Raw genomic sequence first — 21,876 nt, forward strand, 5'->3', positions numbered from 1 at the left:
ACCACGATAATGTCCGCAACCAAAATCCTCTGGGGCCAAATACTCATCGTCTTCCTGATCGTGCTGTTCACCACCTGGGGAGCCACACAATATGTTGCCTGGCAGCTCGGGTTTCAGGCGCAGCTTGGGACACCCTGGTTCGCGTTCGGCGATATGCCCTTCTATTATCCGCCCGCCATCTTCTGGTGGTGGTACTTCTTCGACGCCTACGCCCCAGATATCTTCGCCAAAGGTGGCATGATCGCAGCATCCGGCGGCTTCATCGCTATCGCTGTCGCCATCGGCATGTCGGTATGGCGTGCCCGTGAAGCCAAGAACATCGAGACCTATGGTTCGGCACGATGGGCAAACCCACAGGAGATCAAGGCTGCGGGTTTGCTCAGCCCGGATGGCGTAGTGCTCGGCAAGCTCGACCGCGACTACATCCGCCACGATGGTCCGGAGCATGTGTTGTGCTTTGCGCCGACGCGATCCGGCAAGGGCGTCGGACTCGTCGTCCCGACCCTCCTGACCTGGCCGGGCTCAGTTGTCGTTCACGACATCAAGGGCGAGAACTGGCAGCTCACCGCCGGCTTCCGCTCAAAGCACGGCCGCGTGCTTCTGTTTGATCCGACCAACGTCAAATCAGCCGCCTACAATCCCCTGCTCGAGGTGCGCCGCGGCGAATGGGAAGTGCGCGACGTACAGAACGTCGCCGACGTGTTGGTCGATCCGGAAGGTTCGCTGGAAAAACGCAACCACTGGGAGAAGACAAGCCACTCGCTGCTGGTTGGTGCGATCCTCCACGTCCTCTATGCCGAGAAGGACAAGACGCTCGCCGGTGTCGCGGGATTCCTGTCCGACCCTAAGCGCCCGATCGAGACGACACTGGCGGCGATGATGACCACGCCGCATCTCCGCGAAAAAGGCCCGCATCCGGTCATCGCATCCACGGCGCGCGAGTTGCTCAACAAATCCGACAATGAACGTTCCGGCGTGTTGTCCACCGCCATGTCGTTCCTCGGCCTCTATCGCGATCCTGTTGTCGCCGAGGTGACAAGCCGCTGCGACTGGCGCATCGCGGACCTCATCGAGGACGACCGACCGGCCACGCTTTACCTAGTCGTGCCACCATCTGACATTTCGCGGACCAAGCCGCTCATCCGCCTTGTCCTTAACCAGATCGGGCGGCGCCTGACGGAAGACCTTCACACCAAGGAGCGTCGGCATCGCGTGCTGATGATGCTGGACGAATTTCCGGCCCTCGGCCGTCTCGACTTCTTCGAGAGCGCTCTGGCCTTCATGGCAGGCTATGGGCTCAAGGCATTCCTCATCGCCCAGTCGCTGAACCAAATCGAAAAGGCTTACGGCGCCAACAACTCGATCCTCGACAACTGCCATGTGCGTGTCTCCTTCGCCACCAACGACGAACGGACGGCGAAGCGCGTCTCCGATGCGCTCGGCACCGCCACCGAGATGAAGGCGATGAAGAACTATGCCGGGCATCGCCTATCGCCCTGGCTCGGGCATCTGATGGTCTCGCGCTCGGAAACCGCGCGCCAGCTCCTCACTCCTGGCGAGATCATGCAGCTCCCGCCCGACGATGAAATCGTCATGCTGGCGGCAACGCCGCCCGTTCGGGCGAAGAAGGCCCGATACTACGAGGACAGACGCTTCAACGAGCGCGTATTGCCCCCACCCGATCCGGCCAAGACCCGACGAACCACCCGTAAAGACGCCTGGACGGAATTGAAACCGCAAGCGCCGGATGCTCGTCTGCTCGCTGAAATCCAGAAGACGGAAAAGGATGCCGCCAACAGCGGACTGCGCCGCGAGCCGGAACTGCCGGATCACGTCGCCATCGTCAAAGAGACGAGAGATCCGAACCCGTCCGAGGAATTTTCTGTCCTACTAGATGACGAACCGGAAGACGCCGCCCGCCAGCGCCAGGTTCTGCGCCGGCAGATGACCGGCATCGCCCGGCAGGTGTCGATGAACCCCAACGACAATATGGATCTGTGACCATGCGTGACCGCCTTAACCTCACCTTGCCTGTAGAGATGATCGAGCAGATCAGAGACCTGTCTGAGCGCAAGAGCATCTCGCGCTCAGCGATCGTCGAAGCGGCCGTTGCGTCCTTTCTTTCACCCGACAACGCCGACCGGCGCGAGGCCGCTTTCGCGCGCCGCATGGACAGACTTTCCAGGCAGGTCCAGCGGATCGAACGCGACCTTGGCGTCACCGCCGAAACCGTGGCGCTGTTCGTTCGCTTCTGGCTGACCATCACACCGCCCTTGCCAAGCGATGCGCACGCTGCCGCTCAGGCCAAAGGCCGGGAACGCTACGAGGGCTTCATCGAGACCCTCGGCGTGCGCCTTCAGAAGGGACAGAGCTTTCTGCGTGAAATTCCCGATGATGTTGCCGGTGATGTCCCTGAATGACAGAAGCTAACTCAGCATTCGTGGGAAAGCCGTCCCGCAAGTTGTCAGAGAAGGTCCTTGCTGGCCCGTGAGGCCGAAAGGCGAAGAAGGAGCTTCGGCCGGATCGCGCCGTAGCCTATGCAATGGCGGACCCTAAAGTGGCGAGGAACGCCTTTTCGGCGGGGAGCGCGGCGTTGCACAGAAGGCGGGATTGGTTCGAGCTAAAACTAGATGCGAACTGACCCCAGAATGGTTGACCACAGCCTTCCCGATGAGGGCGCATCGCTCGATTGAGTTTCTGGTGTCGCAGGTTTTGGGATTTTCGCGACAGATTCCAAGATGATGGCGCTACGTCGCTGATGTTCTAGAAAATATCGTTGTCTGCACACTGTTTAGGTGCGCCACGAATGGTACCCCATTTTTGCCCCCCATAGCGCCGCTGGTCCCATCAAACCATTGGTGTTGCTCGGTTTCTATAGGAACTATTGTCTAAAAATACCTTGTTTTTGGCTGATTTTAGATAGAGTAGCGGATGCCTACATGCGAACATCGAGACGCCATCATCGACACCGATTGACTTAGCCAGCGCGGGTTATGGTAACGTTCGGCATGACTTTACCTAACGACCTCTCGAAGTGCCTCGTTCTGAACACCATCGCAGCCGCCCGCACGTTGCTGCGGCGGTATGATGCGAAGCTGAAACCGTTCGGCGTCACGGCTCAGCAATTCTGGCTACTCGCAGCGATCCGCTTCTATCCGGGCGAGCCGGTCGCGACGCTGGCGCAGCGGGTGTTTTTGGATCGCACGAGCCTGACACGGAACCTCGATCTTCTTGAACGCAAGGGGCTTGTGCGGCGTGTCTCGGGTGCGGTCGGCAACGCTCGCCTTTGTGAACTGACAGAGTCGGGAGACACGGTGCTGGATCGCCTTCTGCCGGAATGGCAGCAAGCCCAGTCCGAACTCATGGAAGGTCTCTCGGATCAGGATGCCGAGACCTACCTTCGAGTCGCCAAACACCTATAGGCGGCGCGAGAACCTACGGGATTGCCTAAACCCACTCATGTGCTATATGGTGTGTATATACACATGAGGGCGTTCGATGCATGAACCTATTGTCATAACCGGGCTTGGCGCGGTGTCTCCCCTCGGGGCCGGCGTCGCCACGAACTGGAAAAGGCTTATCGCGGGACAATCCGGCGTCAGGACGAACACGCGCTTTGAGACGGATGGATGGAAATGCCGGATCGCGGGCCTTGTGCCCAGCCAGGCGGAAGACGCCGAAGGCTTTGACCCGGAAACGGTAATGGACCCACGGGATTTGCGCCGAACCGATCTGTTCATTCACTATGCGATGGCTGCCGCACGAGAAGCATTGGATCAGGCGGGCTGGCATCCAGAAAGCGCCGAGGACAGGATACGCACAGCCACGGTCATCGGAACCGGGGTGGGCGGTGTTCCGGCGATCACGGGTGCGGCCGAGACCATCCGCACCGAAGGGGTGCGCCGCCTTTCTCCGTTCGTGGTGCCGTCGTTTCTGCCGAACCTCGCAACCGGGCAAATCGCCATCCGTTTTGGCTTTCACGGACCTGCTGGTGCGCCGGTTACGGCCTGCGCCGCATCCGCGCAGGCGATTGGCGATGCCCTCCGGCTGATCCGCACCGGCGAGGCCGACATCGCTTTGTGTGGCGGCACGGAGGCGTGCGTCGATCCTGTTGCTATTGGCGGGTTCACCGCTGCAAAGGCGCTCTCCTTCAACTTCAACGACGAACCTCATCGGGCTTCACGACCCTTCGATGCCGACCACGATGGCTTTGTGCTCTCTGAAGGAGCCGCCATGCTGGTTATCGAACGCTTTAGCCACGCGGCGCGGCGCGGCGCGCGTCCGCTGGCAATCTTGTCAGGATACGGCACCACAACCGACGCCCATCATGTCACGGCCGGATGGCCCGATGGGCGTGAGGCGGCAAGGGCGATGGAAATCGCACTCGCGATGGCTGGAATCGATAGCGATGCCATCGGCTATGTCAACGCTCATGCAACCTCCACGCCGGTTGGCGATGCTGCTGAACTGGCCGCGTTGGAAAAGGTCTTTGGAGCAGGCAAGAGGAACACGCCCGTTGGATCGACCAAATCAGCGACCGGGCACATGCTCGGGGCCGCAGGCGCGATAGAGGCGGTCTATTCGGTTCTCGCAATTCAGAACCAGATACTTCCGGCAAGCCTCAATATCGACAAACCAATGCCGGACGCGGAAGGATTTGATCTGCTTTCCTATGGCGCACGCCCGGCCAAGGTCGATCATGTTCTGTCCAACGCTTTCGGGTTCGGCGGCGTCAACGCGGCGCTGGTGTTCAGCCGTTACGGGTGAGGCTCCATATCGGGCTAGGCACAACCCCATGCGGCGCAGACGAAACAGCAGAGAGTCGGAAGCCACACCCGCGCCTTTGCTTTTACGTGGCCGCATCAGCATCCCCATGACCGCATTGGTTCAGACACTTGCGGTTGCCGAGTATCTCAGCTTTTCCGCTCACTCCATCGTCTTCATCGGCTTGTTGCCGCTGGCGACGGCGATTTTCGGGGTTCTGCGAGGCGGCGAGCGTCCACGCCCTGCCTTCTGGCTTTTCTCCTGTCTCGGCAGCGCCCTCGTCGCAGGATTCGCCTTGTCGCAAGGAATTACCGGCTCTCCCACTGACAACCTGCTCATGCTGGCCGCGATCATCGTATGCGGCCTTGGCTATGCTGAAGGTGCTAAGCTGTCGCGTCAGCTTGGCGGCTGGCAGGTGATTTCCTGGGCGCCCGTCCTGTCCTTGCCGATTATGCTGATCCTGACGGTATTCACCATGCCGCCATCGCTTGCGAGCATCAGCGGTGCGGCCTGGGCCTCACTCGCCTATGTATCGCTGTTCAGCATGTTGATTGGCTTCGTGTTCTGGTATCGCGGACTGGCGCAGGGTGGCATAGCTGCCGTGGGACAACTACAATTGCTCCAACCCTTTTTCGGCCTCGCCCTAGCCGCAAGCCTGCTGCAGGAAAAGGAAAGCGTTATCCTGCCCGTCTTGATACCGTCGAGAAACCGGCTCTTGAACAGCATGGCGTTCCCTATATTGGTCGCGATAATCCCGAAACTGACATTTCAAGCCACCTTCCGGCTGATGAACCGCCGCTTTCCTTGCCAACCTCAAGAACACCATTACCGGCCTGAGATGCTTCGGTGATCGCATCAGCCGATTTCGGCATGGTATACTCGCTATTGACGGCAAACTTCCGGCTGTCGCCTTAATGCTGTGCATTGCCAGAAGTTATGTACGACATGAATAAGGATCCTCCATCGTTGCATGATTCGCGCAATACCCGGACGTTATTGCTACCTCGGCAAAAGGAGCATCCCGCCTTTCTCCTGTATTTGCACGCTACACTACTACGACACCAAACACTTGTTGAATCAGCCTAATTTCTGGCTCTTTTAATCGTCCCCGATCCAGGGCTTGCCGAACGGTCCCTGAACGCAAGGGGACGACATGGCGGAAAATCACCGGAAATCTGAGGCGATCACGCGGGGCGCGCGCATGCTGCGCACCGCCCTCGGCCCCGCCATCGCCCGGTTTCTGGAAGACCCGTCGATCGTCGAGGTGATGCTCAATCCTGACGGCCGGCTCTGGATCGACCGGCTTTCCGAAGGCCTCGCCGATACCGGTGAGCGCCTGTCACCTGCGGATGGCGAACGGATCGTCCGTCTGGTGGCGCACCATGTCGGCGCCGAAGTGCATTCCGGCGCTCCTCGTGTCTCAGCCGAACTCCCCGAAACGGGAGAGCGGTTCGAAGGCCTTCTACCCCCTGTTGTCGCTGCCCCGAGCTTTGCGATCCGCAAACCCGCCGTCGCCGTTTTCACCCTCGACGATTATGTCGCCGCCGGGATCATGGATGCCGACCAGGCCGAGATGCTGCGGCAGGCCGTCGCCTCTCGCGCCAATATTCTTGTCGCGGGCGGCACCTCGACTGGCAAAACCACCCTCACAAATGCGCTGCTCGCCGAAGTCGCCAAGACTTCGGACCGGGTCGTCATCATCGAGGACACCCGTGAGCTGCAATGCGCCGCGCCGAACCTTGTGGCCATGCGGACGAAGGATGGCGTGGCATCGCTCTCCGATCTCGTCCGGTCATCCCTACGTCTGCGGCCCGATCGTATTCCGATCGGCGAAGTGCGCGGCCCTGAAGCTCTTGATCTCCTGAAGGCCTGGGGAACCGGCCACCCCGGCGGGATCGGCACCATCCATGCCAGCACCGGCATCGGCGCGCTGCGGCGCCTCGAGCAACTAATTCAGGAAGCCGTCATCACGGTGCCCCGCGCACTGATCGCAGAGACCATCGATCTTGTCGCCGTGCTGTCGGGCCGCGGATCCCTGCGCCGCCTTTCCGAGCTCGCCCGCGTCCATGGCCTCGGCACCGACGGCGATTACCGCGTCAGCCCCGCAGCCCATTCCTCAAGTCCAACAGGAGAATTATAATGATCCGCCGCTCATTGCGTATCCGCCGCCACATCGCGACGGCCGCCGCTGTTACCTACGCGACCTTGCTCTTGGCGCCTGCAGCCCATGCCTCCGGCTCATCCATGCCGTGGGAAGCACCGCTGCAATCCATCCTTCAATCCATCGAAGGCCCGGTCGCCAAGATCATCGCAGTGATCATCATCATTGTCACCGGCCTGACGCTCGCCTTTGGCGACAGTTCTGGGGGCGCCCGGAAGCTGATCCAGATCGTCTTCGGTCTCTCTATAGCATTTGCTGCCAGCTCATTCTTCCTGAGCTTCTTCAGCTTTGGCGGCGGAGTACTCGTCTGATGGCTGGCTCATTTGAAAACCTGGCCGATGTGCCGGGCTTCGTCGTGCCGGTCCACCGGGCGCTGACCGAGCACATTCTGCTCGGCGGCGCTCCGCGCTCAATCGCGATCGTCAACGGAACGCTTGCCGCCGCTCTCGGCCTCGGCCTGCGACTTTGGTTGGTCGGCATCGCGCTCGGGCTGCTCGGGCACCTCGCTGCCGTTTGGGCAGCTAAACGCGATCCGATGTTCGTCGATGTGGTGCGCCGCCATCTGCGCATCCCCGGTCACCTCGGCGTTTGAGGAGTCCTACCATCATGATGAACCTCGCAGAATATCGCCGCACCTCGACCCGCCTCGCCGACTTTCTGCCATGGGCAGCATTGGCCCACGACGGTGTGGTGCTGAACAAGGACGGCTCCTTCCAGAGAACCGCGCGATTTCGTGGACCGGATCTCGACAGCGCCGTTCCCGCCGAACTGGTGGCCGTAGCAAGTCGCCTCAACAACGCCTTCCGCCGCCTTGGTTCAGGCTGGGCAATCTTCGTTGAGGCGCAGCGACACACCGCAGCGATCTATCCATCGAGCCGCTTTCCGGATGCCGCATCGGCCCTGATCGATGCAGAACGCAAAGCAGGCTTCGAAGAAGATGGCACACATTTCGAGTCCAGCTACTTCCTGACCTTCCTATACCTGCCGCCGGCTGAAGATGCGGCGCGTGCCGAAAGCTGGCTCTATGAGGGTCGAGAGCAAACCGGCGTCGATGCGGGCGAAATTCTGCGCGGCTTCATCGACCGCACTGACCGCGTGATCCAACTCGTCGACGGCTTCATGCCGGAATGCGAGTGGCTCGGTGATGCCGAGACCTTGACATATCTGCACGGCTGCATCTCGACCAAACGTCACCGCGTTCGCGTGCCAGAAACGCCGATGTATCTGGACGCACTCCTGGCCGATCAGCCTCTGACTGGCGGATTGGAACCGCGTTTGGGCGCTTCCCATCTGCGCGTCCTCACCATTGTCGGTTTTCCGACTGCGACAACGCCCGGAATTCTAGACGAACTCAACCGGCTTGCCTTTCCCTATCGCTGGTCGACGCGGGCGGTAATGCTAGACAAGACCGACGCCACCAAGTTGCTGGTCAAGATCCGACGGCAATGGTTCGCCAAGCGCAAGTCGATCGCATCGATCCTCAAGGAGATCATGACCAACGAGGCATCGGCTCTCGTTGACACCGATGCGTCGAACAAGGCCGCTGATGCCGATCTGGCGCTTCAAGAGCTCGGCGCGGATTTTGCCGGACAAGCGTACGTCACCGCGACCGTGACAGTCTGGGACGACGACCCCAGGATCGCCGCCGAAAAACTCCGACTCGTCGAAAAGGTCATCCAGGGTCGCGACTTCACGGCGATGGCAGAAGGAATCAACGCTGTGGACGCTTGGCTCGGCTCCTTGCCCGGGCATGTCTATGCCAATGTCCGCCAGCCTCCGATTTCCACGCTCAATCTCGCCCATATGATCCCGCTCTCAGCGGTGTGGGCGGGGCCGGAACGGGACGAGCATTTTGCAGCGCCCCCACTGCTCTTCGGCAAGACCGAAGGCTCGACCCCGTTCCGGCTTTCCCTTCACGTCGGCGACGTCGGCCACACCCTGATTGTCGGCCCAACGGGCGCGGGCAAGTCCGTCCTACTCGCCCTGATGGCCCTGCAGTTCCGCCGGTATCTGGGCGCTCAGGTTTTCGCCTTCGATTTCGGCGGCTCGATCCGTGCGGCGGCGCTCGCGATGGGCGGGGACTGGCACGATCTTGGCGGCGGTCTGAGCGGGGACGCTGACGACAGCGTTTCCCTTCAACCGCTCGCCGGCATTCACGATGTCCCTGAGCGCGCCTGGGCAGCCGACTGGATCGTCACGATCCTTACCCGCGAAGGCGTGACCATCACGCCGGAGGTGAAGGAATACATCTGGACGGCGCTGACCTCGCTGGCCTCCGCCCCGGTGAACGAGCGCACCATCACCGGCCTCGCCGTCCTGCTGCAATCCAACGATCTGAAGCAGGCGCTGCGGCCCTATTGTGTCGGCGGTCCCTATGGCCGGTTGCTCGACGCCGAGGCCGAGCATCTCGGCGCGGCAACCGTGCAGGCCTTCGAGACCGAGGGGCTGATCGGTACGGGGGCTGCGCCCGCCGTTCTCTCCTATCTCTTTCATCGCATCGAGGATCGACTCGACGGTTCGCCGACCATGCTGATCATCGACGAAGGCTGGCTGGCGCTCGACGATGACGGCTTTGCGGGCCAGCTTCGCGAGTGGCTGAAGACCCTGCGCAAAAAGAATGCATCCGTCGTCTTCGCCACCCAATCGCTCTCGGACATCGACGGCTCGGCCATCGCCCCCGCCATTATCGAAAGCTGCCAGACCCGACTGCTGTTGCCGAATGAGCGGGCGATCGAGCCACAGATCACGGCGATCTACAGACGCTTTGGTCTGAACGACCGGCAGATCGAGATCCTCGCGCGCGCCACGCCCAAGCGGGATTATTACTGCCAGTCCCGCCGCGGCAATCGGCTGTTCGAGCTCGGCCTGTCCGACGTGGCACTGGCGCTCTGCGCCGCCTCCTCCAAAACCGACCAGGCCGAGATCCAGCGCTTGGTCGCTGAACACGGCCGCGAGGGCTTCCTTGCCGCCTGGCTGCGCCATCGTGATGTGGCCTGGGCCATCGACCTCGTCCCCACCCTAACCCTACAGGAGAATTTACGATGATTATCCGTCGCTCGCGCTCGGTCCTTGTCGCGGCCACCCTTCTCGCAGCGCCCCTGATGATATCGCTTGTTGTGATCAGGCCTGCGCATGCATGGCGTATCGTCTACGATCCGACCAACTACAGCCAGAATGTGCTGACGGCGGCGCGCACGCTCCAACAGATCAATCAGCAGATCACCCAGCTTCAGAACGAAGCACAGATGCTGATCAACCAAGCCCGCAATCTGGCGAGCCTTCCCTATACCTCGCTCAAGCAACTCCAGCAGTCCGTCCAGAAAACGCAGCAGCTTCTCAGCCAGGCGCAGAACATCGCCTTCGACGTTCAGAAGATCGATCAGGCCTTTCAAACCCAATATGGCAATGCGTCGATGTCGGCGTCTGATCAGGCGCTTGTCGCCGGCGCCCGCGAACGCTGGCAGAACACGGTCGGCGGTCTTCAGGACGCCATGCGCGTGCAGGCCGGTGTGGTCAGCAACATCGACACCAACCGCGCCGAGATGTCGGCGCTAGTCGGCCAGAGCCAGGGGGCCACCGGCGCGCTTCAGGCAACGCAAGCCGGAAACCAACTCCTTGCGCTTCAGGCCCAGCAACTTTCCGATCTGACCGCGTTGCTGGCCGCAAACGGCCGTGCCGACGCTCTCACCACTGCCGAACAAGCCGCGGCCGCCGAACAAGGCCGCGAGCAGCGGCGCCGCTTCCTGACGCCCGGCTCCGGCTACCAGCCGGGCAATGCGCAGATGTTCAACAACGGCAACTGAGCCCGGAAGGGAAATACAATGGACGGCAAGATGCTGGCCCGCCTGGGCGCCATCATATTCGTCGCGATCGCTATCACGGCGACCGCTATCGAGATGACCCGAGAGGAGGAGGTGCCCGGAGAGCCGTCTACCCGGCATGTTCAGCCGTCCAGTATCGATTCGCTGCGCGCCAGGCAGCGACGATGCCAGCTTCTGGGTGAAGCCGCGACCCGCGATACGGAATGCCTGGGCGTCTGGGCCGAGAGCCGCGACCGCTTCCTCGGCATCCCTTCACCACTAGCTCCCGTACTGCCGACCGCGCCACATCAGAACGAAGGACAATAACAATGGGCGGCACCGGCGTCATCGACCGATTCCTCCAGGTCTTCACCAGCTACATCGACAGCGGCTTTGGCCTGCTCGGCGGCGAAGTCGCCTTCATCGCCACCACACTGATCGTCATCGACGTTACGCTGGCCGCACTATTCTGGTCCTGGGGCGCTGACGACGACATAATCGCACGCCTCGTCAAAAAAACTCTGTTCGTTGGCGCGTTCGCCTACATTATCAGCAACTGGAACAATCTGGCGAAGATTGTGTTCGACAGTTTCGTCGGACTTGGCCTCAAAGGCTCAGGCACCAGCTTTACGACCGCCGAATTGTTGCGCCCCGGTAAAGTCGCCCAGACCGGCCTCGATGCGGGTCGACCGCTTCTCGAATCCATCTCCGGCCTGATGGGCTACTGGTCCTTCTTCGAGAACTTCATCCAGATCGCCTGCCTGTTGTTCGCCTGGGCCCTCGTCCTGCTCGCTTTCTTCATTCTCGCCGTCCAGCTCTTCGTCACGCTGATCGAGTTCAAGCTGACGACATTGGCCGGCTTCGTGCTCATTCCCTTCGGCCTGTTCGGCAAATCCGCCTTCATGGCCGAGAAGGTGCTGGGCAATGTAGTTTCCTCGGGCATCAAGGTGCTGGTGCTCGCCGTCATCATCGGCATCGGATCGACACTCTTCGGCCAGTTTACCGCCGGCTTCGGGGGAGCGGCGCCGAGCATCGACGACGCCATGGCGATCGTGCTGGCGGCGCTGTCCCTTCTCGGTCTCGGCATCTTCGGCCCAGGGATTGCCAATGGCCTCGTGTCAGGCGGCCCCCAGCTTGGCGCTGGGGCTGCCGTCGGCACCGGGCTTGCGGTTGGCGGTGCGATGATGGCTGGCGCTGGTGCTGCAGGCCTCGCGGCCAGAGGTGGCGCTGCTGCCCTGTCTGGCGGGGCTGCCGCCGTTCGTGGCGCCGCCGCGGCTGCTGGCGGCGCATCCACCGCCTACAGTCTTGCTTCCGCTGGCCAGTTCGGTGGCGGCAGTGTGTCCTCCGGTCTCGGTGGCGTTGCGAAAGCTGCTGGCAGCGCCACCGTCTCGCCCCTCAAGCGCGCTGCGTCCACAGCCAGCGAGAGCGTCAAAACCAGCTTCTCCGAGGGAGCCAAATCAGCCTTCGAGACCACTGGCGGCTCCTCCTCGATGGGCACCATCGGCGGGGAATCCGCTCAGGTTGCATCTCCCGCCGCATCCGGCGGCGAGCCCGCCTGGGCAAAGCGCATGAAGCGCTCGCAGTCGATGTCACACGGCGTCTCGGCCGCCGCTCATGCGGTGCGCTCCGGCGACGCCCATGGCGGTGGCTCTTCCATCAATCTTTCTGAAAGTGACCGCTGATGAACATCTTCAAACGCCCCGCTACCCACTATGGTAAATCGCCCGAACCCGAAACGCCCTACCAGAAAGCCTCTCAGGTATGGGATGACCGTATCGGCTCCGCGCGCATTCAGGCGAAGAACTGGCGCTACATGGCCTTCGGCTCGCTGATGCTATCGGCCGGTCTCGCTTCAGCTTTAGTCTGGCAGTCGGCACGCGGCACTGTCGTTCCATGGGTCGTACAAGTTGACAATCTCGGTCAATCGCAGGCCGTCGCCCCTGCTGCCAGCGATTACCGTCCAACCGATCCGCAGGTGGCCTGGCATCTGGGACGGTTCATCGAGCAGGTACGCTCGATCCCTGCAGACGCGATCATCGTTCGCCAAAACTGGCTGCGCGCCTATGAGTTTACGACCGATCGCGGCGCAACTGCGCTCAACGACTACGCCCGCGCCAATGATCCCTTCACGAAGGTCGGCCGGAACCAAGTCACCGTCGAGGTATCGAGCGTCATCCGGGCATCGCCCGACAGCTTCCGCGTGGCCTGGACAGAACGCCACTACGAGAACGGCCAACTCTCCAGCACGCAGCGTTGGACCGCGATCCTCACGATTGTCGTGCAGCCTCCGCGTAACGCCGAACGGCTGAAGTCCAACCCACTAGGCATCTATGTCAATGCGATCTCCTGGTCGCGGGAGATGAGCCAATGAGCGTTATCGTCAGCGCATCGGACCGACCCGCAAGAAAAAAAGCTGCCCCTTTCGCTGTTCTCTTCGCCGCAACCATGCTCGCTGGCTGCGCAACAATGCAGAAGCCGCCGGAAATAAGCTACGATTCCGATGTTCCGCCGCTGCCAGCCGTTCAGGCCGTCGTGACAGAACAGGCGCCCCGGCCCTTGCATGTGCCCCCTGGCTGGACTGCGAGCCGGGGCGGGACTGCGGCAGGAACGCCCAGCGGACGTATCGAGAGCGCCAACGTCGCAGCCCGCGTGGAGCCGAGGCGCGAGGGATACTACAATGCCATCCAGATCTACCCCTGGAGCGAAGGGGCGCTTTATCAGGTCTACGCCGCGGTCGGCCAGATCACCACGATCGCACTTGAACCCGGTGAAAACCTGACTGGCGCAGGTCCGATCGCAGCCGGTGACACCGCACGCTGGATCATCGGCGATACTGAAAGCGGCGCTGGCCTGACCCGGCGTGTGCAAGTGCTGGTTAAACCGACGCGTCCCCACATCTCCACTAACCTCATCATCACCACCGATCGCCGGACATACATGATCGAGCTTCGTGCCCGCGAAACCCTCTACATGCCGGCGGTCGCATGGGCCTATCCCGCACAGCCGGGATCGAGGCAGTCCGTACCCACCACACCCATCATTCCGGCCGCCACTGCCCGGAACTACCGCTATGGCCTCACTGGGGGCAATCCACCCTGGAAGCCCGTGTCTGTTTATGACGACGGTCGCCGTGTCTATGTCGAATTCCCCCGTGGCATCGTCCAGGGCGAGATGCCTCCTCTCTTCGTCATTGGTCCTGAAGGCGAAGCGCAAATCGTCAACAGTCGCATCCACCAACATATCCTGATCGTGGATCGCATGTTCGGCGCCGCCGAGTTGCGTCTTGGCAGCGGCGATCGCCAGCAAGTCGTCAGGATCGTTCGCACCGACGGAAGGCCCGCATCATGAGCGAAATCGATAACAGCCGAAACGAGCTAACCGAACCCGACGACGATTCCGCCGTCTCGCTGACCGGTGCGACAGGTGATGCCGCGCCGGCAATGCGCCTGCGCGCCGAGGCCCCACGGGTCACCCGGCTGTCGCGTAAGGTTCTGGCCGGACTTGGCGTTATCTCCGCGCTCGGCGTTGGTGGTGCGCTGATTTACGCGCTTCAGACCCGCGGAGCAGGTCCTGGCGGCGAGGAACTCTATTCCATCGACAACCGCAGCACCGCAGATGGCTTAGCGGGCCTGCCACGTGACTACACCGGCCCGGTTCTCGGCCCACCCCTTCCCGGCGATCTTGGCGGTCCGATACTCGACGCCCGGAACCGGGGGCAGCCCGTCATTCCACCGACAATGGCTGGCGCTCCAGGAATAGATCAAGAGGAGCAGCGCCGCCTCGCGGAAGAGGAAGCCGCCCGCACCAGCCGGATGTTCTTCCAGACCGAAGCCCGACCCGGCGTTGTGCCAGGCAGCACCACTTCGGGGTTCGCAGGCATGGCTCCCGGAGGTCAGGGCAGCCCACAAACGGGACAGGATCGCCAGTTGGCATTCATCAATGCCCCAGTCGATCGGCGCACCGTGTCGGCGGATCGCGTCGCGGCCCCGGCATCGCCCTATATCCTTCAGGCTGGAGCGGTAATCTCTGCCGCGCTCATCACCGGTATTCGCTCCGACCTTCCCGGCCAAATCACCGCGCAGGTCACGGAAAACATCTATGACAGCCCGACCGGCCGCATCCTGCTCTTGCCGCAGGGTAGCCGCATCATCGGTGAATATGACAATGGCGTCGGGTTTGGGCAACGCCGCGTGCTGCTGGTTTGGAACCGGCTGATCATGCCCAATGGCCGGTCGATCGTTCTGGAACGCCAGCCGGGCGCGGACAGTCAGGGCTACGCTGGTCTGGAAGATGGCGTGGACTATCACTGGTGGGATCTCGCCAAGGCGGCCGGTCTCTCAACCCTATTGTCCATTGGCGCCGAGCTCGCCGTTGACGACCAGGACCGGCTGCTCCGAGCGATCCGAGATGGAGGCCAAGACACCATCAACGATGCTGGTCAGCAGATAGTGCGCCGCCAGCTCAACGTCCAGCCAACCCTTACCATCCGCCCGGGCTTCCCGGTGCGTATAGTTGTCACCCGCGACCTCGTGCTGGAACCATATGGAGGCTGACATGACCAAACTCAAACTTGGCCCACTCACTGAAGAGAAGCCTGTACGGATCACAATAGATCTTCCGGGTCGACTGCATCGGGACTTGATCGAATACGCGGAAGCATTGGGTCGCGAGAGCGGTCGAGCCTCAACGGATCCGAAGAAGCTGATTGTACCCATGCTGGAACGGTTCATTGCGTCAGACAGAGGCTTCTCAGCAGCGCGCCGGGGATCAAAACAACCGGGTAAGCCGGTTTAGAACAACTAGCTGACCCAAATAGTGACAGTAGAAATTCAAAGACCCCTCTCTTTCTCCATTTTTTCTCGAATGCCGCGAATTTCGATCAATCAGTCAGAGTACGCGATCCGCAGGGGCCACACGCTTTACAAAACCATCCAGATGGTATCTTATCGTGCCAAAGTTGGATATTGGGAGCGCTGGGAGACGACGCTGCGTATTCAGTTTGCCCAAGCCAAATTCAGGGCAAGCAGAAAAGGCAGCAAGGTCGGCGTGGCAAGGTTGATCGAGGAACTGTCTCTCAGGTCTTCGCGGAAATGAATAACGCAAGTTGCAAACGCGATTGACGGTTGTTTTGAGAGGGATGAGAGATGGAGCTACTTGAACGAGTTGCAGTATCAAACACGCCGCCATTGGACATACGGCTTCTAGACCGCTATTGGCGCGCCGCGAACTATATTTCGATTGGGCAGATCTATCTTCTCGACAACCCCCTGCTGCGAGAGCCGCTCAAATCCGGGCACATCAAACCGCGACTCCTGGGCCACTGGGGTACGACCCCCGGCCTCAATTTCATCTATACGCATCTCAACCGGGTGATCAAAAACCGCGACCTCGACATGATTTATATCTGCGGGCCGGGCCATGGCGGACCGGGCATGGTCGCAAACACCTGGATGGAAGGGACTTATAGCGAGGTCTATCCGGACGTTCCAGAAAACGCGGACGGCATGCGCAAGCTGTTCCGGCAGTTCTCTTTTCCCGGCGGCGTACCGAGCCATGTGGCCCCCGAAACCCCCGGCTCAATCCATGAGGGCGGCGAACTGGGTTATGCACTGGTGCATGCCTTTGGTGCAGCCTTCGACAACCCGGACCTGATCGTTGCCTGCGTCGTCGGCGACGGTGAAGCCGAAACCGGACCACTGGCCGCAAGCTGGCAGTCGAACAAGTTCCTGAACCCGGCACGCGACGGCGCGGTTCTGCCGATCCTGCACTTGAACGGCTACAAGATCGCCAACCCCACGGTCCTTTCACGCATTCCGCACGATGACCTGAGGAAGCTGTTCGAGGGTCACGGTTATGCGCCGATCTTCGTCGAGGGTCACGAGCCGGAGGCGATGCACCGGCTGATGGCGGATGCGATGGATCTGGCAACGGACATGATCCGCGCGATCCAGGAAAAGGCTCGCTCGGGAGCTGCTTCCACGCAGGCACCGCGCTGGCCGATGATCATCCTGCGCAGCCCGAAAGGATGGACCGGACCGAAAGAGGTCGACGGCAAGAAGGTCGAGGATTTCTGGCGCGCACACCAGGTTCCGGTTGCCAACTGCCGTGAAAACGACAGCCACCGCAAGGTTCTCGAAGACTGGATGCGAAGCTATAATCCGGAAGACCTGTTCAACGCAGACGGAAGCCTGAAGGCGGAGTTGAAAGCTCTTGCACCGACCGGCAATCGCCGTATGGGCGCAAACCCGCATACCAATGGCGGCATCCTTCGCAAGGAACTGAAATGCCCGCCGATTTCCGACTATGCCGTCGATGTGACCTTGCCGGGCGAAAAGATCGTCCAAACAACGGAAGTGCTCGGCAAATACCTGCGCGATGTGCTGAAGCTCAACGACCAGGAGAAGAATTTTCGTATATTCGGACCCGACGAAACGGATTCTAACCGGCTGGGTGCGGTATTCGAAGTTACCGACCGCGTCTGGATGGAAAAGATCGAACCTTATGATGTGCATCTCTCGCCCGATGGGCGGGTGATGGAAGTGCTCTCCGAACACCTTTGCCAAGGGTGGCTGGAAGGCTATTTGCTCACAGGCAGGCACGGATTCTTCTCCTGCTACGAAGCCTTCATCCACATCATCGACAGCATGTTCAACCAGCACGCCAAATGGCTGAAGGTGACGCGCGATCTCGAGTGGAGAAAGCCGATAAGCTCGCTTAACTACCTGCTGACCTCACATGTATGGCGACAGGACCATAACGGCTTCTCCCACCAGGATCCGGGGTTCGTAGATCTGGTTGCCAACAAGAAGGCTGACGTGGTGCGAATCTACCTTCCGCCGGATGCCAACACGCTTCTATGGGTGGCCGACCATTGCCTTAACACCTGGGACCGTATCAACGTGATCGTGGCTGGTAAGCAGCCGGAACCGCAATGGCTTTCGATCGAAGATGCGGCCAGACATTGCGAGGCCGGTATCGGGGCATGGGACTGGGCCAGCAATGAGGATGACGCGATTGCGCCGGATGTGGTGATGGCCTGCGCGGGCGACGTGCCGACGATGGAAACGCTGGCGGCCGTGATGATACTGCGCGAGGCGATCCCGGAACTGAAGATCCGTGTGGTCAACGTTGTCGACTTGATGACGCTTCAGTCAAAAGAGCACCATCCGCATGGGATTTCTGACGATACATTTGACAGGCTCTTCACCACCGAGCGGCCTGTCATCTTCGCCTATCACGGTTATCCTTACCTCATCCACCGGCTGACCTATAAGCGCAACAACCACCGCAACATGCATGTTCGCGGCTTCGTTGAGGAAGGCACGACCACAACGCCTTTCGACATGACGGTGCTGAACCAGCTCGACCGCTATCATTTGGCGCTCGAAGCTATCGAGCGGGTGCCGGGGCTGAAGGAAAAGGTTCCGCATGTAATCGACATGCTGATCGGCAAACTTGCGCTGCACAATGCCCATGTTCGTGAATACGGCGAAGACATGCCAGAAATCCGCGACTGGAAATGGTCTGCGTCCCGCTGATCCGAAAACGCGCCCGCATTGCGTGGATGTCGCGATAGTCGTGGTGCATTCCAGAGAGCTGGCCCTAGTTCGGGCGCAGCAGGCTCATGTCCAGCTTTGCGACCTGACAGTAGGCCAGACCGTCAACCTCGGAAGGACGCTCGCAGCGACGTAGCGTCGAAGCTCGAAAAGGTAACGGTTTCTCTATCTTTTCGACACAGGAAACGAGATGAACAAGAGTTTTCTAAAAAACCGCACGTTCGACGAAATCCAGATCGGTGAGACCGCAACGTTAACAAGGGTCGCGGGTCAGGATGACACCGACCTTCTCACCGTGATGGTGGGAAGCGGCAACTCAACTGCGGCCGGCTCAGTGGAGGAAGCTGCAAAGCTCTTCGACAATGTCGTCACAAACGGCATATGGACCGGTGCCCTCGTCTCTGCCGCGATTGGGTCCAAGCTACCGGGACCCGGAACCGTCTATTTGGGACAAGACTTCCGCTTCCTCAGGCATGTCAAAACCGGAGACAGCATTACAGCCGTTGTCCGGGTTACAAGGAAGTTACCAGAGCAGCGAGCAGTCATTCTCGACACCACCTGCACTAGCCAAGACGGGGAAGTCGTTTTGACGGGAACGGCGACTGTGCTGGCGCCCTACAAAACGATGGAGTGCATTGCTGATCGGCCAATTCCTGTACCGATACGAACAGAAAACTCCTTCAAGGCAATCATAAAAGAGGCGCGAAATCTCCCCAGGATCCGGGCAGCTATCGTCCATCCCTGTTCGCCGGAATCTCTGCTGGCTGCCATAGAAGTTCGTGATCAAGGTCTGTTCGATCCGGTGCTGGTCGGGCCGGAAGATAAGATCCGCACCGCCGCCAAGGCCGCGCGGGTATCGCTAGACGACATTGAGATAGTAGCCGTACCGCACAGTCACGCAGCAGCCGCTCGAGCCGTAGACATGGCGGTATCCGGAAAAATCTCCGTGCTGGTCAAGGGTAGCCTCCACACCGACGAACTGCTTGCCGCAGTTGTCGCTCCAGAATCCGGCCTGAAAACCGAACGGCGCATCAGTCACGTTTTTGCTCTCGACGTGCCGGCCTATGATAGGCCGTTGATCGTCACCGATGCAGCGATCAATATTCAGCCTACGCTCGAACAAAAGCGCGACATCTGCCAGAATGCGATCGATCTTTTGCATACGCTTGGCGTGAAAATACCTCATGTCGCCGTTTTGGCCGCCGTAGAAACCGTCAATCCTAAAATGCCGACAACGCTCGATGCCGCAGCACTCACAGTGATGGCAGCGCGCGGGCAGATCACTGGCGCGAAGGTAGACGGGCCGCTCGCTTTCGACAACGCCATCAGTATCGATGCGGCGCGAACTAAGGGCATCATCTCATCGGTCGCGGGCACAGCGGACATCTTGCTGGTACCGGATCTGGAGGCAGGCAACATGCTTGCCAAACAACTCATCTATTTTGCTGGCGCGACCGCAGCCGGCGTAGTCCTTGGCGCACGTGTTCCAATCGTACTCACCAGCCGAGCCGATCCACTTTCTGCCCGCATTGCATCCGCTGCGCTCGCCAGACTTATGGTTGCCCGCAGTCAACCGGCGGCAGGACGATTCGCATGAATGATAAGCTGCTGCTCACATTCAACGCCGGCTCCTCTACGATCAAGATCGGTCTGTTTACCGTGGAAGATGGGTCTCTACGTCAAACCGGTAGGGGGAAAATAGATTTTCGTGAGACGCCGCTGCGTCTGGAATTGTCAGATGGTCCGGATCGGTTGGATATCATTCTCGAAGCCGAGCAGGACGAAGAACTGGACACAGTCATCAGCGAGACCTTCAGCCGCCTGGCCCGGCATTATGATCTTTCCAACGTGGTCGCGATTGGTCACCGCGTCGTACATGGCGGTGACATCTTTGACGGACCGGTCTTTGTCGATGATAAGACGATCATCCAAATGCAGGCACTTGTGCCACTTGCACCGCTGCATCAGTCTCAGGCCATGCATCTGATCCACGCCATCAGGCGCCTCCGGCCGAACATTCCCCAGACAGCTTCTTTCGACACCGCCTTCCACCGTACCAACGCCGACATCGTTCGACGTTTTGCGCTTCCGCGAGCGCTGCACGACAAGGGGATCAAACGCTATGGCTTCCATGGCCTTTCGTACAAGTTTATCGCTGGCGCCCTAACGCGGGAATGGCCCATGGAGGCGGCAGGTAAAGTCGTGGTCGCTCATATGGGTTCTGGTGTCAGCCTCTGCGCCCTCGATAGCTGCGTCAGCCGCGATACCAGCATGGGTTTTTCGACGCTTGACGGCGTACCTATGGCGACACGCTGCGGAACGCTCGACGCTGGCGTTGTGCTGCATCTTGCTCGAAACGGCGAGAGCGTTGGGCAACTTGAGACCTTGTTGTATCACAAATCCGGTCTCCTTGGTGTTTCCGGGATCAGCGGTGATACACGGGTTTTGCTTGACAGCGAGAAAGAGGAAGCGCGGGAGGCGCTCGAACTGTTCACCCTTCGCATCGCCGGCGAAATCGCCCGGCTCGCTAATACTCTCGGCGGCCTTGACACTCTGGTGTTCACCGGTGGCATCGGCGAGAACCAACCTGCCGTCAGGGCCGAGATCTGCACGCGGTTGATGTGGCTTGGAATCGACCTCGATCCTAAGGCAAATGAAGGATCCCAATCCGTCATCACAAGCCAGGCAAGTCGGATCACCGTTCTGGTAATCCCTACTGATGAGGAGCGAGTGATAGCCGACGAATCCTTGCACGTGCTGAGAAGCACTCCTTCCTGAGCGCCGTCGTTTGCTTTCCGGGAGACGCGGGTGTGATTGGTGTCGTCGAATTATAATTGCGTTGAAAGCGGTTGCGCGGCCGCGGCCAACACGGCCTCACCGCTTGGATGAAGCAATTTCAGCTAGCTCCCTTCGCTGAGAGAGCGCCATTTTCTGGTTATTCCTGAGCCGGATAAGTGAGGCCAAAACAATCCTCCCACAACCGACTTTGAGCGCCAGCGAATACAACACGAACCTGCGGGCAATATAGTTACTATCTTCAAGCTGCCTGCGTTCTGTCGACATAAGCCCTCACCAGCCGAAGGGGCGAAACCATTCTTTACAGGCAACCATCCAGATGGTATGTTTGTGTAATTGGGTGGCGTTCTCGCTTCCCTGGCATCATGTGCCTTATCTGGCAGATCGAAGGATGGAAGCCTGAACATGTCTCTATTTACAACTTACATTGCCCTTGGCATCGCGATCGCGTTGGAAGTCGTCGGTACTTCGGCCTTGCAGGCATCACAGCAGTTTACCCGCACTGTCCCGACAATCGTCATGGCCGTGAGTTATCTCAGCGCCTTTTACTTTCTGTCCCTGGCGCTGCGCACCATTCCCGTTGGAATCGCTTATGCGATCTGGAGCGGATTGGGGATCGTGCTCATCTCGATCGTCGGCCTTGTCGTCTTCAAGCAGAAGCTTGATCTCCCGGCTGTGCTGGGGCTGGCGATGATCGTGGGTGGTGTCGTCGTGGTGAATGTGTTCTCCAAGGCTGTGACCCACTGACAATGCCAGGGCCAGCCCCAAATCCGTCAGAACGGCAGCTCGCCCCCTCAAA

General features: G+C 60.3%; 19 protein-coding genes and 2 pseudogenes. All 21 read left to right on the forward strand.

Going from position 1 to position 21,876, the window contains the following annotated elements:
- Positions 1–9: 9 nt before the first annotated feature.
- A complete protein-coding gene (locus ABDF71_RS16625) occupies positions 10–2,001 on the forward strand; it encodes a conjugal transfer protein TraG (protein ID WP_062425030.1) in 1,992 nt (663 codons plus the stop codon).
- Between the two features lie 2 nt (positions 2,002–2,003).
- Positions 2,004–2,420, forward strand: a complete 417-nt coding sequence (locus ABDF71_RS16630; protein WP_062425031.1) for a ribbon-helix-helix domain-containing protein — start codon at positions 2,004–2,006, stop codon at positions 2,418–2,420.
- An 86-nt stretch (positions 2,421–2,506) separates the two neighbouring features.
- Positions 2,507–2,641, forward strand: a pseudogene (locus ABDF71_RS16635) (DUF930 domain-containing protein); the annotation flags it as partial.
- 367 nt (positions 2,642–3,008) lie between these two features.
- Positions 3,009–3,422 carry a MarR family winged helix-turn-helix transcriptional regulator gene (locus ABDF71_RS16640; protein ID WP_062425062.1) on the forward strand — a complete coding sequence of 138 codons (414 nt, stop codon included), beginning with the start codon at positions 3,009–3,011 and terminating at the stop codon, positions 3,420–3,422.
- Between the two features lie 76 nt (positions 3,423–3,498).
- On the forward strand, positions 3,499–4,767 hold the full coding sequence (fabF, locus tag ABDF71_RS16645) for a beta-ketoacyl-ACP synthase II (RefSeq protein WP_062425032.1): 1,269 nt from the start codon (positions 3,499–3,501) through the stop codon (positions 4,765–4,767).
- 154 nt (positions 4,768–4,921) lie between these two features.
- A pseudogene (locus ABDF71_RS16650) lies at positions 4,922–5,614 on the forward strand (DMT family transporter); the annotation flags it as partial.
- Between the two features lie 303 nt (positions 5,615–5,917).
- A complete protein-coding gene (gene trbB, locus ABDF71_RS16655) occupies positions 5,918–6,904 on the forward strand; it encodes a P-type conjugative transfer ATPase TrbB (RefSeq protein ID WP_062425033.1) in 987 nt (328 codons plus the stop codon).
- Positions 6,904–7,236 carry a TrbC/VirB2 family type IV secretion system protein gene (locus tag ABDF71_RS16660; protein WP_062425034.1) on the forward strand — a complete coding sequence of 111 codons (333 nt, stop codon included), beginning with the start codon at positions 6,904–6,906 and terminating at the stop codon, positions 7,234–7,236. The genes trbB and ABDF71_RS16660 overlap by 1 nt, the downstream gene beginning before the upstream one ends.
- A complete protein-coding gene (locus ABDF71_RS16665) occupies positions 7,236–7,517 on the forward strand; it encodes a VirB3 family type IV secretion system protein (RefSeq protein ID WP_062425035.1) in 282 nt (93 codons plus the stop codon). The genes ABDF71_RS16660 and ABDF71_RS16665 overlap by 1 nt, the downstream gene beginning before the upstream one ends.
- 14 nt (positions 7,518–7,531) lie before the next feature.
- Positions 7,532–9,970 (forward strand): conjugal transfer protein TrbE, encoded by a 2,439-nt coding sequence (gene trbE / locus ABDF71_RS16670; protein WP_062425036.1) that lies wholly within the window; start codon positions 7,532–7,534, stop codon positions 9,968–9,970.
- The gene (trbJ, locus tag ABDF71_RS16675; RefSeq protein ID WP_062425037.1) at positions 9,967–10,728 is read left to right on the forward strand and encodes a P-type conjugative transfer protein TrbJ; all 762 of its coding nucleotides are present in this window, start codon (positions 9,967–9,969) and stop codon (positions 10,726–10,728) included. The genes trbE and trbJ overlap by 4 nt, the downstream gene beginning before the upstream one ends.
- A gap of 18 nt (positions 10,729–10,746) precedes the next feature.
- On the forward strand, positions 10,747–11,052 hold the full coding sequence (trbK-alt, locus tag ABDF71_RS16680) for a putative entry exclusion protein TrbK-alt (protein ID WP_062425038.1): 306 nt from the start codon (positions 10,747–10,749) through the stop codon (positions 11,050–11,052).
- Positions 11,053–11,054: 2 nt separating this feature from the next.
- The gene (gene trbL / locus ABDF71_RS16685; protein WP_062425039.1) at positions 11,055–12,407 is read left to right on the forward strand and encodes a P-type conjugative transfer protein TrbL; all 1,353 of its coding nucleotides are present in this window, start codon (positions 11,055–11,057) and stop codon (positions 12,405–12,407) included.
- The gene (gene trbF, locus ABDF71_RS16690) at positions 12,407–13,096 is read left to right on the forward strand and encodes a conjugal transfer protein TrbF (protein WP_062425040.1); all 690 of its coding nucleotides are present in this window, start codon (positions 12,407–12,409) and stop codon (positions 13,094–13,096) included. The genes trbL and trbF overlap by 1 nt, the downstream gene beginning before the upstream one ends.
- A gap of 74 nt (positions 13,097–13,170) precedes the next feature.
- The gene (gene trbG, locus ABDF71_RS16695; RefSeq protein ID WP_370359676.1) at positions 13,171–14,073 is read left to right on the forward strand and encodes a P-type conjugative transfer protein TrbG; all 903 of its coding nucleotides are present in this window, start codon (positions 13,171–13,173) and stop codon (positions 14,071–14,073) included.
- Positions 14,070–15,278 carry a TraB/TrbI/VirB10 family type IV secretion system protein gene (locus ABDF71_RS16700; protein WP_062425042.1) on the forward strand — a complete coding sequence of 403 codons (1,209 nt, stop codon included), beginning with the start codon at positions 14,070–14,072 and terminating at the stop codon, positions 15,276–15,278. The genes trbG and ABDF71_RS16700 overlap by 4 nt, the downstream gene beginning before the upstream one ends.
- A gap of 1 nt (position 15,279) precedes the next feature.
- Positions 15,280–15,519, forward strand: a complete 240-nt coding sequence (locus ABDF71_RS16705) for a DUF2274 domain-containing protein (RefSeq protein ID WP_062425063.1) — start codon at positions 15,280–15,282, stop codon at positions 15,517–15,519.
- A gap of 350 nt (positions 15,520–15,869) precedes the next feature.
- On the forward strand, positions 15,870–18,263 hold the full coding sequence (locus ABDF71_RS16710; protein ID WP_062425044.1) for a phosphoketolase family protein: 2,394 nt from the start codon (positions 15,870–15,872) through the stop codon (positions 18,261–18,263).
- Between the two features lie 208 nt (positions 18,264–18,471).
- Positions 18,472–19,878, forward strand: a complete 1,407-nt coding sequence (locus tag ABDF71_RS16715; RefSeq protein ID WP_062425045.1) for a bifunctional enoyl-CoA hydratase/phosphate acetyltransferase — start codon at positions 18,472–18,474, stop codon at positions 19,876–19,878.
- A complete protein-coding gene (locus tag ABDF71_RS16720) occupies positions 19,875–21,059 on the forward strand; it encodes an acetate/propionate family kinase (protein WP_062425046.1) in 1,185 nt (394 codons plus the stop codon). The genes ABDF71_RS16715 and ABDF71_RS16720 overlap by 4 nt, the downstream gene beginning before the upstream one ends.
- A gap of 423 nt (positions 21,060–21,482) precedes the next feature.
- Positions 21,483–21,824, forward strand: a complete 342-nt coding sequence (locus ABDF71_RS16725; protein ID WP_062425048.1) for a DMT family transporter — start codon at positions 21,483–21,485, stop codon at positions 21,822–21,824.
- Positions 21,825–21,876 lie beyond the last annotated feature (52 nt).

The sequence above is a fragment of the Ochrobactrum sp. WV_118_8 genome (assembly GCF_039631535.1).
GTDB lineage: Bacteria > Pseudomonadota > Alphaproteobacteria > Rhizobiales > Rhizobiaceae > Brucella > Brucella anthropi.